The following is a 13,068-nucleotide window of genomic DNA, read 5'->3' as shown; positions in this document are numbered from 1 at the left end:
GATGAGCATGAAGACAGATATCAGGAATCGGGTTGAGCGCCTGCTCGCGCGCATGGAAGCGACCCCGCAGTACCCCGGCCAGGGCAAGGTGCTGTTCGTCGACCTCGAGCAGCGCACGCTGCGCAGCGCCTACCTGCCGATGGAAATCGTGCGCACCTTCCTCGGCGGCCGTGGCGCCAACATGATGCTGCTGTACAACCTGTTCGAGGACGGCCGCCAGCCGCTCGAGCCCGAAGTGCCGCTGGTCTTCGGCGTCGGCATCATGACCACCACCCTGCCCTCGGCCACCCGCGGCAACTTCACCAGCTGCTCGCCCGACAGCCACGCCATCCTCGACGCCAGCGGCGGCGACTACTTCCCCGCCTTCCTCAAGCGCAACGGCTACGACCACCTGGTGATCTACGGCCGCAGCGCGCAGTGGACGATGCTCGAGATCGATGGCGACACGGTGTCCTTCCGCGACGCCGCGCCCTATGTCGGGATGGACAACATCGATTTCACCACCGCCATCGAACGCGACCTCGGCCTCAAGGAACGGGAAGACCTGGCGATGGCGCGGATCACCCGCGCCGGTGAAAACCTCGTCCTGTCGGCCGGCATCATGGGCGGGCCGAAGGCGATCTGGGCGCGCGGCGGCGGCGGCGCGAAGATGGGCTCGCTCCAGCTGAAAGCGATCCTGGTGCGCGGCAAGGGGCGCCAGATCCCGACCTCGAAGGACTTCAAGCTCGGCGGCAAGGCCATCGGCCAGAAGATCCTCGCCACCAGCGTGATCCAGAACGCGCTGAAGAAGGTCGGCACCCCCTTCCTGTACAAGCCCAGCCGCGCGCTGGGGGCGATCGGCACCAAGAACAACCAGGAAACCACCTGGCACGAAACCCTGGACGCCGACAACTTCGACCCCTACCGTCCCGGCATGGACGGCTGCTACCTGTGCCCGGTGCAGTGCCGCGCGATGAACGACCTCACTCCCGAAGGCAAGGGCGGCTGGGGCGCGAGCGCGCTCAAGGGCCTGACCGGCAACGCCAGCTACGACAAGGCCCAGGCCGAAGTCGAGCACCACCGCGAAAAGACCTACAAGGGCATCCGCGGCGACGGCAAGTTCGACAAGTACGACCACGGCGACGGCCCCGAGTACGTCACCGTCGGCAAGTTCGGCCCCAACCTGGGCATCCGCGAACCCGAGCAGGTGCTGCGCCTGAACAACATCCTCAACGACCTCGGGATGGATTCGGCGAGCGCCGGCGGCGCTATCGGCTGGGCGATGGAGCTGTTCCAGCGCGGCATCCTCACCGCGGAGGACACCGGCGGCCTCGACCTGAGCTGGGGCAACTACCCGGTGATCGAGCAGCTGCTGTTCATGACTTCGCGCCGCCAAGGCTTCGGCGACGTCATCGCCGACGACGCGCGCGCGGTCGAGAACGGCAAGTATCCGCCCGCCGCGCTCGACTACCGGATGTCGGTGAAGGGCCTGTTCCAGTCCGACCCCCACGACGCCCGCATCCTGAAGGCGTTCGCCCTCGGGCTGGCGGTCGCCACCCGCGGCATGGACCACCTGCGCAACCGCGTCACCCTCGAGATCAACGCCCGCGTCAACGACGACCCCGAGTTCAAGACCGCGCTCTACGGCGGCTTCGTCGCCGCCGAGCCGAACAGCTACATCGGCAAGGAATACGCCGTGCGCCGGTGCGAGAACACCTTCGCCGTCGGTGACTCGATCGGCATGTGCCGGTTCAACACCAAGCTGTTCAACTCGCCCAGCCTGCCCGATCTGGAGGATTTCCGCCGCCAGCTCAACGAGCTCGTCGGCCTCGACATGAGCGTAGCCGAGCTCGAGGAATGCGGGCGCAACATCATCGGCATCGAGCGCCTGATGAACTACCGCCTCGGCCTGCGCGCGAGCGACGACACCCTGCCGCGGCGCTGGTTCGAGGAGCCGATCCAGGTCGGCCCGTTCAAGGGGGAAAAGATCGACCGCAACGAATTCGAGGCGCTCAAGGCGCGCTTCTACGAAGTCACCGGCCTCGACGACCAAGGCATCCCGAAACCGGAGTGGCACGAGCACCTGGCCCGGGTGGCGACCGGTTTCGCCGTCCGGGTGGCGCTCCCCGGCAGCCCGACGCGCACGATGGTGCTCGACGAGCCGGTGGAAAACGTCGCCGAGCTGCGCACGGCACTGGCCAGGCGCCTCGGTCGGGATGCGGAAAGCCTCCACGACCGCAGTCTGAACGTGGCCCTCGACGGCCGGATGGTACTGTCCGGTGAAGCCGCCGAGGCCGTGCATAACGGCAGCAACGTGAGCCTGGTGCCGGCGCTCGCCGGCGGCTGAGCGCCCGCCCCGCACCCTCCGTGGTGCGGGGCGGGAATATCGGAAAGGCAGGCGATGACTCGAACGAACACGGCGATGGGGAGCGCCGCCCGCCGCTCCCCCCGCAGGCTTCTAGTCGAGCACCACCTGGAGGCGGTCATCGACGTAGTTCTGCAGCAGGTTGCTGATCGCGAACAATGTCCCGGTCACCGCCGAAGGACAGCCGCCGCAGGCGCCCTTGTAGCGCACCGTCAGGGTGAAATCCTGCAGGCGCAGGACGTCGATGCCACCGCCGTCCTTGTCGAGGAACGGGCGGATGTTCTCGTCGAGGATCATGTTGACCCGCATCAGCATCTCGGGGTCGTCGGTTTCAACCTCGATCGGCGCCGCCTCTTCCGCCGGCGCAGCGGCAGGCGCGGCAGCGGCGGCCGGGGCGCCGTCTTCGCGGGCGATGCCGATCACGCGCTTCGGCTTGTAGGTCTCGATGCACTCGATCACCCGCGACTCGATCATGTCCCAGTCGGTCGCATGGTGGCGGGTCACGGTGATGAATTCCGCGGTGCAGTAGGCCTCGGTGACGCCGGGAACGCCGAGCAGGCTCTCGCCCAGAGCGTCACCCATGGCGTGCTTCGGAGAGGCGAAATGGCGAGGCGCGCCGCTGAACATGGGCGCATCGATCATGAACTTGTTCGCCAGCGGGTTGGGCGTGGGAACGACGGCAGTAACGTTCGGCATGACGGGACTCCTCCGGTTTGGGTCATGTGCTTGGTTCGGGCGCAGGGGCAGTGAGTCGGTCGAACCCTGGCGCCTGAAGGCCGGTTTCCCGACTGGAAAGACAGGGAAAAAAGATTGGCCGTGAAGCGAATATTAGTTGTCGTTTACGTCAACGTCAATTACCATAGAGGTCATAGGGTGATGATCAACCCGTTCATCGAGAGCCACAACCCATGAAGGAATATCTGCTGCTCCTGCTCGGCACCGCCCTGGTGAACAACGTGATCCTTGTTCGCTTTCTTGGCCTGTGTCCGTTCCTGGGCGTTTCCAACAAGCTCGACACCGCACTCGGCATGGGACTGGCGACGACCTTCGTGCTCACCCTGACCTCGGGCGCGACCTGGGCGGTCGAACACGCCCTGCTGGGCCCGCTCGACATGATGTATCTGCGCATCATGACCTACATCCTGGTCATCGCCGCGGTCGTGCAATTCACCGAAATGGCGATCCAGAAGGCGAGCCCGGTGCTGCACCACACCCTGGGCATCTACCTGCCGCTGATCACCACCAACTGCGCGGTGCTCGGCATCGCCCTGCTCAACGCGCAACAGGGCAACAGCTTCGTCCAGAGCCTGCTGTACGGCACGGGCACGGGCGTCGGCTTCACCCTGGCTATCCTGCTCTTCGCCGGAGTGCGCGAGCGCATCGCCCTGGCCAACGTTCCATCCGCGTTCGTCGGCGCCCCCATCGCCCTCATCACCGCCGGCCTGCTGTCGCTCGCCTTCATGGGCTTCGCCGGCCTGCCCACCCGCTGAATCCGGATTCGCTTCATTCTTTCAGGAGGACCACGATCATGATCACGTCCGTTCTTGTCGTCGCCGCCATCGGCATGGTACTGGGCTGGCTGCTGGGCACCGCAGGGCGCTGGCTCGGCAGCGAAGCCGACCCGATCGTCGAACGCATCGCCGAGACGCTGCCCGGCTCGCAGTGCGGGCAGTGCGGCTTCGCCGGCTGCGGCCAGGCCGCCGCCGCACTCGCCGCCGGCGAGGCGCCGGTCACCCTGTGCCCGCCGGGCGGGCGCGCGGTGGCGGAAAAACTCGCCGAAATCCTCGGCGTCGGCCTCGACGCGGGCAGCATCGAAGACCGCGGCCCGGTGCTGGCGCGAGTGCGCTCGACCAGTTGCATCGGCTGTTCGCGCTGCATCAAGGCCTGCCCGACCGACGCCATCCTCGGCGCCACCAAGCAACTCCACGTGGTCCTCACCGAAGCCTGTATCGGCTGCGGCGCCTGTGCCGAAGTCTGCCCGACCGAGGGCATCGACATCGAAGGCATTCCGGTGACGCTGCGCAACTGGCGCTGGCACAAACCTGAATTCACCGGCGTGTAAGGGTGCCGTAGATGAAAATCTTCCGTTTCCGCGGCGGGGTTCACCCAGAGGGCAACAAGGACCCTACCGCCTGCCACCCGATCGCGCGCCTGCCGCTGCCGAAACAGCTGTTCATCCCGCTGCAGCAGCACATCGGCGAACCCGCCGCGCCCGAAGTGAACGTGGGCGAGCGCGTGCTCAAGGGCCAGCGCCTTGCCCGCCACCAGGGCTCGGTGTCGGCGCCGGTCCACGCTCCGACTTCGGGCACGGTGGTGGCGATCGGGGATCACACCGCGCCCCACCCGTCCGGCCTGCCGGTGCAGACGATCACTCTCGAGCCCGACGGCGAGGAGCGCTGGATCGACACCGACCCGGTGGCCGACCCGTTCGCCCTGTCGCCGGCCGAAATCGCCGTCCGCGTGCGCGACGCGGGCATCGTCGGACTGGGCGGCGCGGCCTTCCCCGCCGCAGTCAAGCTCGACGCCGGCACCCGCCACGACATCCACACGCTGATCATCAACGGCGGCGAGTGCGAGCCTTACCTGAGCTGCGACGACCGCCTGATGCGCGAAGGCGCGGGCTTCGTCATCGAGGGCGTACGCCTGATCGCACGGGGGCTGGGCACCCGGCTCACCTGCATCGCGATCGAGGACAACAAGCCCGAGGCGCTCGCGGCGATGAGCGCGGCCGCGGCCCCTCATCCCGAAATCAAGGTGCTGCGCGTGCCTTCGCGCTATCCGATGGGTTCGGAAAAGCAGCTAGTGCGCACCGTTACCGGCCTCGAGATTCCGGCGGGCCGGCTGTCGGCCGAAATCGGCGTCAGCGTGCATAACGTCGGTACCGCACTGGCCGTCTGCCGCGCGCTGCGCTTTGCCAAGCCGCTGGTGTCGCGAGTGGTCACTGTCGGCGGCGGTGCGATCCGCCAGCCGCGCAACATCGTCGTGCCGATGGGCACTCCGGTGTCCGACCTGATCGATTTCTGCGGCGGCTTCACCGAACAGCCAACCCGCATCCTGATGGGCGGCCCGATGATGGGCCAGATCCTCCCCGCGCTCGACGTTCCGGTCGTCAAGGGCACCAGCGGCATCATCGCCCTGACCGCGGCCGAGGCGCACGAGGCCTCGCAGCGCGCCTGCCTGCATTGCGGGCGCTGCGTGGACGTCTGCCCGGTCGGGCTGGTGCCGCTCGATCTGGCCGCCCGCATCCGCGCCGGGCGCATCGACGACGCCGCCGACCTGGGGATGAGCGATTGCCTGTCCTGTGGCTGCTGCTCCTACGTCTGCCCGGCCCATATCCCGCTCGCCCATTTGTTCAACTTCGCCAAGGGCGAGATCACCAACCGCCGCGAGGCTCAGCGCAAGGCGGAGGAAACCCGCAAGCTCGCCGAAGCCCGCCAGCAGCGTCTCGCCGCCCAGGCCGCGGCGAAGGCGGCCGCGCGCAAGTCCGTCACTTCCGAGACCGAGCAATGAATTCGCAGCCCACAAGCTCCCGTCCGCTGGGTGCTCCGCACGTCCATAGCCGGGGCAACATCCCGCAGACGATGCGCACGGTGATCTTCGCCCTGCTTCCGGCGACGGCCTTCGGCCTGTACCTGTTCGGCTGGCCGGCGATGAACCTGCTCGTGCTGTCGATCGCGTCCTGCCTGGCGGCCGAAGCCGCCTGCCTGGCGATCGCCCGGCGGCCGCCAGCGTCCGCACTGAGCGATGGCTCCGCCGTGCTGACCGGACTGATCCTCGCCCTCTGCCTGCCGCCTTGGGCGCCGTGGTGGATCGCGGTACTCGGCGGGGCGTTCGCGATCACCATCGGCAAGCAGGTGTATGGCGGCCTCGGCCAGAACGTGTTGAACCCGGCGATGCTCGCCCGCGTCGCCCTGCTGGTGTCCTTCCCGCTCGAGATGACGAGCTGGATCGCGCCCCACCCATGGCTGTCAGCCACCGCCCCCGGTTTTCTTGAAGGCCTGGCGATCACTTTCGGTACCCAACCCGTGCCCGATGCGGTGAGCGCCGCCACCGCACTCGCCCCGCTGCGCACCGGCGGCACCTTCGCCGCCGACGCCGACTCCCTCGGCGCGCTCGCGCTCGGGACGGTCGCCGGCAGCATGGGCGAGACGTCCGCCCTGCTGCTGCTGCTCGGTGGCCTCTGGCTGATCTTCAAGCGCATCATCCCGTGGCAAATCCCGCTCGCCATGCTATTGACGCTGGGCCTGCTCGCCACCGTCTTCAACCTCATCGAGCCCGCGCGCTACGCCCCCCCGCTGCTCCATCTGCTGGCCGGCAGTGCAGTGCTGTGCGCCTTCTTCATCGCCACCGATCCGGTCGGTTCTCCGGTCACCGCCAGCGGCCGGCTGATCTTCGGGGCCGGCATCGGCATCCTCATCTTCATCATCCGCACCTGGGGCGGCTACCCGGAAGGCGTGGCATTCGCCGTGCTGCTGATGAATGCGGCCACGCCGCTGATCGACTATCTCGTCCGCCCGCGCCGCTATGGCCGCAAGCGCTCCGGCGCCCCGCTCCCCCTGCCCGCCAAGCGCACGGAGAACTCCTGATGACGACCACCGCAAGCCCGGCCGCCCCAAAGGCGCGCCGCCCCGGCCCCCTGCTCGGCGCATACGCGCTCATCTGCAGCGCGCTGCTCGCGTACGGGCACAGCCTCACCCGCGGCGAAATCGCGTTGCGCGAGGCGGAAGACCTGCGTACATCGCTGGTACAGGCACTGCCGCCCGAGCTGCACGACAATGATCTGCTCGCCAACACGATGCAGCTCGAGCGCCCCGACGGTACGTCCACTACCATCTATCGCGCCCTCCGCGGCACCGAAGTGACCGCGGTCGCATACAACTGGACCACCGAGGCCGGCTACGGCGGCCCGATTTCGCTGATCGTCGGCATTTCCAGCGAAGGGCGGATCATCGGCGTGCGCATCCTGTCGCACAGCGAAACCCCCGGGCTGGGCGACAAGATCGACATCCGCAAGTCGAACTGGATCCGCAGCTTCGAAGGCCGCTGGCTCGACCCGGCTGCTCCGCAGCAATGGGCGGTGCGCAAGGACGGGGGCGATTTCGACCAGTTCGCCGGGGCGACGATCACCCCCCGCGCCGTCGTCGGGGCGGTGAAAGCATCCCTGGAATTCTTCGCCGCACACCGCAGCCGCCTACTCGCCACCGTCACTGCGGCAGAACGGGCGGCCGCGGAGCCGGCGGACGGCCATCGCAAGGAAGACAAGCATGAGTGAACTGCGCCGGATCACCCGCGACGGCATCTGGGACAACAACGTCGTCCTCGTGCAGATGCTCGGCATGTGCCCGACCATGGCGGTCAGCGTCAGCGCCACCAACGGCCTCGGAATGGGCCTGGCCACGACCGCCGTATTGATCAGCTCCGGCATCGCCGTATCGCTGCTGCGCCATTTCATCGTCAAGGAAGTGCGGATTCCGATCTACGTGCTGCTGATCTCTTCGATCGTCACTCTCGTCGACATGAGCATGAACGCCTGGCTGCACGAACTGCACAAGGTGCTCGGCCTGTTCATTCCGCTGATCGTGGTGAACTGCGCGATCATCGGCCGCGCCGAAGCTTTTGCTTCCAAGAATTCCCCTCTGAAAGCAGGCCTCGACGGACTGGCGATGGGAGTCGGCTTTACGCTCGCGCTCATGGCTCTGGGCGGGATCCGGGAAGTGATCGGCCAGGGCACCCTGTTCGCCGACGCGTCAATGCTGCTCGGAGAAAGCTTCGCTTTCCTGGAAATGAAGGTTGCCGAATCCTACCGAGGGATGCTGCTGATGATTCTCCCGCCGGGCGGCTTCCTCGTGCTCGGCTTCCTGGTGGCCTGGCGCCAGCGCCTGACGATCCAGGCCCGCCAGCGCGCCAGCAGACTCGCCGCCTCGGCCGCAGCTGCGGCGTCCTGAGCGTTCAACATCAGAAGGAGCGACCCATGAAGATCAGTGTCAGCTACGCCCATCCCGAACGTCCGGCGTGGCTGCGCCTGGAGGTGGCCGAAGGGTGCACGATCGCGGAGGCGATCGAGCGCTCCGGCATTCTCGGGCGCTATCCGTGCATCGACCTCGGACGCAACAAAGTGGGGGTGTTCGGCAAGATCCACCCCCTCGACACCGTGCTCAAGGAAGGCGACCGGGTCGAGATCTACATGCCCATCATCGTCGACCCGAAGACCGTGCCGACGCGCAAGAAAAGCGCCGCCAAGACCGCCTCCGCACCCTCTGCCGAGGAAAGCTGAGCAGGCGGGCGGGGGCTGCCCGGCGCGCGCGCTGCGCGCCGACAGCCTCAGCCCACCGGAGCCGGAGAAGCGGGCGAAGGTGGTGCGGCCTCGCTCTGCCTGGCCGCCTTGACCCGCAGTGCGTCAGCCTCGGCGATGTCGATTTCGCGCAGGATCGCGCGGATGTCCCGCATCTGCTGCTCGAGCAGCGCCCGGCGCTCGGCGAGCAGCCCCATGAAGTGGGCCGTATGGGCGTCCTCGCCCGGACCGTTGTCATAAAGTTCGAACAGCTGACGGGTTTCGTTGAGCGAGAATCCGAGGCGCTTCCCACGCAGGATCAGGCTCAGCCGGGCGCGGTCGCGACGGCTGTAGATGCGTCGGCTGCCGCGCCGCGCAGGCATGATCAAGCCCTGGTCTTCGTAATACCGGATCGCCCGCGTGGTGATGTTGAATTCATCGGCGAGATCCGAAATCGTGTAGGTCGTGGCTCGCGCCGACTCCCTCGGGCGCACAACGCCCTGGGTCGTGCTGGTCATCATCATTCTCTCCGCACTGGCCGTGACGGCCGATATCGTGCGCCGCCGCGATCTTCAGCGGCACCGCATCCCCCGCCCCTTCATGCCGGCCAGCGCCACGACGGAAAGCGGGCGGACGGCATACGGCCGTCACACAGACAGAATGATATTGACGCTGACGTAAACGTCAACAAAAACCGCATCGACCCGGCCCAATCCGGGCGGTCGCGCCCCCTGTTCCTGGCCCCGGTGACCGCGTCCGCGGCGGAAACGGCAACGTTTTCTCGCGGTAAACGACTTCGCCCGCCGGCAAAAGCGGCGGGCGAAGTGATAACTCCGACGGGCCCGGCAGCGCGGGCGAAGGCTCAGACGCGCTCGATGATCAGCGCGATGCCCTGGCCGACGCCGATGCACATCGTGCACAAGCCGTAGCGGCCGCCGCTGGCTTCGAGCTGGCGCATCGCGGTAAGGACGAGGCGGGCGCCCGAGGCGCCGAGCGGATGGCCAAGCGCGATCGCACCGCCGTTCGGGTTCACATGCTCGGCGTCGTCCGCCAGCCCAAGGTCGCGCATCACGCCCAGCCCTTGCGCGGCAAAGGCCTCGTTGAGCTCGATGACGTCCATCGCCGCGAGCGACAGCCCGGTACGCTCGAGCACTTTGCGGGTTGCCGGCGCCGGCCCCATACCCATGATCCGCGGCTCGAGGCCGGCGGTCGCCATCGCCACCACGCGCGCGCGCGGCGTCAGGCCGTGACGCTTGGCCGCCGCTTCGTTCGCCAGCAGCAAGGCCACCGAGCCGTCATTGACGCCGGAGGCGTTGCCGGCCGTCACCGTACCGTCGGGGCGGACGACGCCTTTCAGGCGGCCCAGGGCCTCGAGCGTGGTCTCGCGCGGGTGCTCGTCGGCGCTGACGCGCAGCGGCTCGCCCTTGCGCTGCGGAATCTCGACCGTCAGCAGTTCGCCGTCGAAGAAGCCGCGCGCACGCGCCGCTGCGTAGCGGGCCTGGCTGCGCAGCGCGAACGCGTCCTGGTCGGCACGCGCGATACCGTACTGCTGGGCGACGTTCTCGGCGGTTTCGGGCATCGAGTCGATGCCGAACTGCGCTTTCATCCGCGGATTGACGAAACGCCAGCCGATCGTGGTGTCCTCGATCTTGGCGCTGCGCGAGAACGCGGTGTCGGCCTTGGCGATGACGAACGGCGCCCGGCTCATGCTTTCCACGCCGCCGGCGATCATCAGATCGGCCTCCCCGGCGCGGATCGCGCGCGCGGCGGTTCCCACCGCGTCCATGCCCGAGCCGCACAGCCGGTTCAGCGTCGCCCCGGGAACCGAAGTCGGCAGCCCGGCGAGCAGCGCCGCCATGCGCGCGACGTTGCGATTGTCTTCGCCGGCCTGGTTGGCGCAGCCATAGTAGACGTCATCGATCGCCGCCGGGTCGAGCCCCGCGTTGCGCTCGAGCAGCGCCCGGATCGGCAGCGCGGCGAGATCGTCGGTGCGTACCGACGACAGCGCGCCGGCATAGCGTCCGATCGGCGTGCGGATGCCGTCGCAGATGAAAACTTCGGTCATTCAAACGTCCTCCTGAATACTTCGCTTGGGTAAGAATCGGGCTCCGCTGCGGCCACATCACACGACCACGGCCGGGGAGCCGTGAACCGTCCCGGGCGCCTCCTGGGCGAGACCGGTGACGCCGTGCAGGAAAATCCGCGTCACCAGCGGTCCGATCTCGACCGAAGAGAGCTCGCCTTCGGCGCGCAGCCAGCTGAACGTCCAGTTGATCATGCCGAACAGCACCATGGTCACGGCCTTGTCCAGGCGCCGGCCGCGCAGCCCGGGCTCGATTCCCTCGATGGTATCGGCAAATGCGTCGACGATGAGTCTTTCCTTGTTGAAAATCTCCTCGCGCTGCACTGCATGGAGGAATTTCACGTCCTGCACCAGCACGACATGGAAGCTGCGGCCGCTGACGTAGACGTCGAGGAAGCGGCAGATCATGCGTTCGAGGCGCAGGCGAGGGACATCGGTTTCGGCCAGCACGCCCCCGACGAGCTTCAGCAGGCGATCCACATGGAAGTCGGCGATATCGAACAGGATGTGTTCCTTGTCGCGATAGTAATGGTAGAGCAGCGGCTTCGAGACGCCGCAGGTGCGCGCGATCTCGGCCATCGACGTGTTGTGGAAGCCTTTTGCGGCGATCAGGTCGGCGGCGGCCTCCTGGATCGCACCGCGCTGCAGTTCAAAGGTGGCGGCTTTGCCTCTGGCCATTGTTCGGGTTCGACTCCTGAAAGCTGCGGCCCGCGGACGGGCTGCGATCGGTTGAAAACGGCGCCGCGGCACGCGCGGCGCGGGCGTACTCAGCGCTCGTCGAAGCTGATGACGACTTTTTCGGTGAGCGGGTGGGCCTGGCAGGTCAGCACGTAGCCGGCGTCCACATCGGGCTGCTCGAGGGTGAAATTCTTGTCCATGCGCACCTTGCCTTCGAGCACCTTGGCCCGGCAGGTGCAGCACACCCCGCCCTTGCACGAGTACGGCAGATCCATCCCGGCGCGCAGGGCGACATCCAGGATCGACGGATCTTCGGCGCGGAACTCTACATTGCGGCGCAGGCCGTCGGCAATCACGGTGATCGTGGCCTTGGGCGCATCGCCCGGTTCGACGTGGTGGGCGGGCGCCGAGTCGGGCACGCCGAAGCGTTCGAAGTGGATGCGCTCGGCAGGCACGCCGCAGGCGAGCAGGCCATCGCGGACTTCGTCGATCATGCCGCCGGGACCGCAGATGAAGGCGGCATCGATGGTCTCGGCCGGTACCAGGGTATCGGCGAAAGCCGCGACCCGGGCGCGGTCGAGGCGGCCGTTGAACAGCGGCACTTCCTGCTCTTCGCGCGAAAACACGTGGTACAGCGTGAACCGGGTCAGGTAGCGGTCCTTCAGGTCTTCGAGCGCTTCGGAAAAGATCACGCTGCTCTGGCGGCGGTTGCCGTAGATCAGCGTGAACCGGCTCTTCGGCTCGGCTTTCAGCGTGGTCTTGATCATCGAGATGATCGGGGTGATCCCGGCACCGGCGGCGAAGGCGACGTAGTGTTTTTCACTGTCCGGGTCGAGCTCGGTATAGAAGCGCCCCTTCGGCGTCATCACTTCGAGCACGTCGCCGACCTGCAGGCCGGCGTTGGCCCAGTTCGAAAAGCGCCCGCCGGCGACCTTCTTGATCGCCACGCGCAGCTCGCCCTCGTCGACCGCGCTGCAGATCGAGTAGGAACGGCGCAGCGACTCGCCCTCGACGCTGGCCTTGACGGTCAGGTGCTGGCCCTGGGTGAAGCGGTAGTCTTCGGCCAGCTCGGCCGGGACCTCGAAACGCAGGCTGACCGCGTCCGGAGTCTCGCGTCGCACTTCGGCCACTTTCAGCGGATGGAATTTGGGGGTCATGCTTGGTCTCCGTTGTCCGTCTGCCCTGCGGGCGGATCAGATCGGCTTGAAATATTCGAAAGGTTCGAGGCAGGCCTTGCAGCGCCAGGTCGACTTGCACGCGGTGGAGCCGAACTCGGACAGGCGTTCGGTGTCGTCCGAACCGCAACGCGGGCAGGCGAGGCGGCGCTTGACGAAGCGGATCGGCTGCGCCCCGCCGACGGCAGCCTTGCCGCTCGGCGGGACGATGCCGTAGGCGCGCAGCTTCTCGCGCGCGGCTTCGCCGATCCAGTCGCTGGTCCACGCCGGATCGAGCCGGGTCTGGAGATCGACTTCGCCCGCCCCGGCGGCGTGCAAGGCCGCGCGGATGGTGTCGCCGATCACTTCGGTCGCCGGGCAGCCGGAGTAGGTCGGCGTCACCACCACGGTGACGCCCTCGGGGCGGCAGTGCAGTTCGCGCACGATGCCCAGCTCCACCACCGACACCACCGGCACTTCGGGGTCGGGCACGGCGTCGAGCGCCGCCCAGGCCCGGGCTTCGGTCAGCATGTCCGCA

Annotated in this window: 15 protein-coding genes; 9 read left to right on the top strand and 6 right to left on the bottom strand. The window is 67.5% G+C overall.

Going from position 1 to position 13,068, the window contains the following annotated elements:
• The first annotated feature begins 7 nt into the window (after positions 1–7).
• Positions 8–2,326 carry an aldehyde ferredoxin oxidoreductase C-terminal domain-containing protein gene (locus tag Tharo_RS06435; RefSeq protein WP_107220490.1) on the top strand — a complete coding sequence of 773 codons (2,319 nt, stop codon included), beginning with the start codon at positions 8–10 and terminating at the stop codon, positions 2,324–2,326.
• Positions 2,327–2,437: 111 nt separating this feature from the next.
• Here Tharo_RS06435 and Tharo_RS06430 read toward each other — a convergent pair whose 3' ends face one another.
• The gene (locus Tharo_RS06430; protein ID WP_107220489.1) at positions 2,438–3,040 is read right to left on the bottom strand and encodes a NifU family protein; all 603 of its coding nucleotides are present in this window, start codon (positions 3,038–3,040) and stop codon (positions 2,438–2,440) included.
• Positions 3,041–3,252: 212 nt separating this feature from the next.
• Between Tharo_RS06430 and rsxA the strand changes: the two genes are divergently transcribed.
• Genes rsxA through Tharo_RS06395 form a run of 7 tightly spaced genes read left to right on the top strand, consistent with a single transcriptional unit; the run spans position 3,253 to position 8,618 of the window.
• Positions 3,253–3,834: an electron transport complex subunit RsxA gene (gene rsxA, locus Tharo_RS06425; protein WP_107220488.1), complete on the top strand. Its 582-nt coding sequence runs from the start codon at positions 3,253–3,255 to the stop codon at positions 3,832–3,834.
• 38 nt (positions 3,835–3,872) lie between these two features.
• A complete protein-coding gene (locus Tharo_RS06420) occupies positions 3,873–4,406 on the top strand; it encodes an RnfABCDGE type electron transport complex subunit B (RefSeq protein ID WP_107220487.1) in 534 nt (177 codons plus the stop codon).
• A gap of 11 nt (positions 4,407–4,417) precedes the next feature.
• A complete protein-coding gene (gene rsxC / locus Tharo_RS06415) occupies positions 4,418–5,854 on the top strand; it encodes an electron transport complex subunit RsxC (protein WP_107220486.1) in 1,437 nt (478 codons plus the stop codon).
• A complete protein-coding gene (locus Tharo_RS06410; RefSeq protein ID WP_107220485.1) occupies positions 5,851–6,930 on the top strand; it encodes an RnfABCDGE type electron transport complex subunit D in 1,080 nt (359 codons plus the stop codon). The genes rsxC and Tharo_RS06410 overlap by 4 nt, the downstream gene beginning before the upstream one ends.
• Positions 6,930–7,616 (top strand): electron transport complex subunit RsxG, encoded by a 687-nt coding sequence (rsxG, locus tag Tharo_RS06405; RefSeq protein ID WP_107220484.1) that lies wholly within the window; start codon positions 6,930–6,932, stop codon positions 7,614–7,616. The genes Tharo_RS06410 and rsxG overlap by 1 nt, the downstream gene beginning before the upstream one ends.
• Entirely contained in the window at positions 7,609–8,289 is a 681-nt protein-coding gene (locus Tharo_RS06400) for an electron transport complex subunit E (RefSeq protein WP_107220483.1), read from the top strand. Before rsxG ends, Tharo_RS06400 begins: the two co-directional genes overlap by 8 nt.
• 26 nt (positions 8,290–8,315) lie before the next feature.
• Complete coding sequence (locus Tharo_RS06395) at positions 8,316–8,618, top strand: RnfH family protein (RefSeq protein WP_107220482.1); 303 nt, start codon at positions 8,316–8,318, stop codon at positions 8,616–8,618.
• A 47-nt stretch (positions 8,619–8,665) separates the two neighbouring features.
• On the opposite strand, the gene Tharo_RS06390 is transcribed toward Tharo_RS06395, so the two are convergent.
• Positions 8,666–9,136, bottom strand: coding sequence for a MerR family transcriptional regulator (locus Tharo_RS06390; protein ID WP_107220481.1), 471 nt, complete (start codon positions 9,134–9,136; stop codon positions 8,666–8,668).
• Here Tharo_RS06390 and Tharo_RS17545 point away from each other — a divergent pair.
• Complete coding sequence (locus Tharo_RS17545) at positions 9,123–9,296, top strand: hypothetical protein (protein WP_159051665.1); 174 nt, start codon at positions 9,123–9,125, stop codon at positions 9,294–9,296. The genes Tharo_RS06390 and Tharo_RS17545 overlap by 14 nt on opposite strands.
• Positions 9,297–9,477: 181 nt before the next feature.
• Here the strand turns inward: Tharo_RS17545 and pcaF are convergent, their stop codons facing one another.
• From pcaF to paaD, 4 genes are all read right to left on the bottom strand, one after another.
• Positions 9,478–10,680, bottom strand: coding sequence for a 3-oxoadipyl-CoA thiolase (pcaF, locus tag Tharo_RS06385; protein ID WP_107220480.1), 1,203 nt, complete (start codon positions 10,678–10,680; stop codon positions 9,478–9,480).
• Between the two features lie 57 nt (positions 10,681–10,737).
• Complete coding sequence (locus Tharo_RS06380) at positions 10,738–11,376, bottom strand: TetR/AcrR family transcriptional regulator (protein WP_107220479.1); 639 nt, start codon at positions 11,374–11,376, stop codon at positions 10,738–10,740.
• Between the two features lie 89 nt (positions 11,377–11,465).
• A complete protein-coding gene (gene paaE, locus Tharo_RS06375) occupies positions 11,466–12,533 on the bottom strand; it encodes a 1,2-phenylacetyl-CoA epoxidase subunit PaaE (RefSeq protein WP_107220478.1) in 1,068 nt (355 codons plus the stop codon).
• A gap of 36 nt (positions 12,534–12,569) precedes the next feature.
• Entirely contained in the window at positions 12,570–13,061 is a 492-nt protein-coding gene (paaD, locus tag Tharo_RS06370; RefSeq protein WP_107220477.1) for a 1,2-phenylacetyl-CoA epoxidase subunit PaaD, read from the bottom strand.
• Between the last annotated feature and the right edge of the window lie 7 nt (positions 13,062–13,068).

Source organism: Thauera aromatica K172, from assembly GCF_003030465.1.
Classification (GTDB): domain Bacteria; phylum Pseudomonadota; class Gammaproteobacteria; order Burkholderiales; family Rhodocyclaceae; genus Thauera; species Thauera aromatica.
Note: the sequence above shows the minus strand (reverse complement) of the source record. Positions and strands in the feature narration are given on the sequence as shown.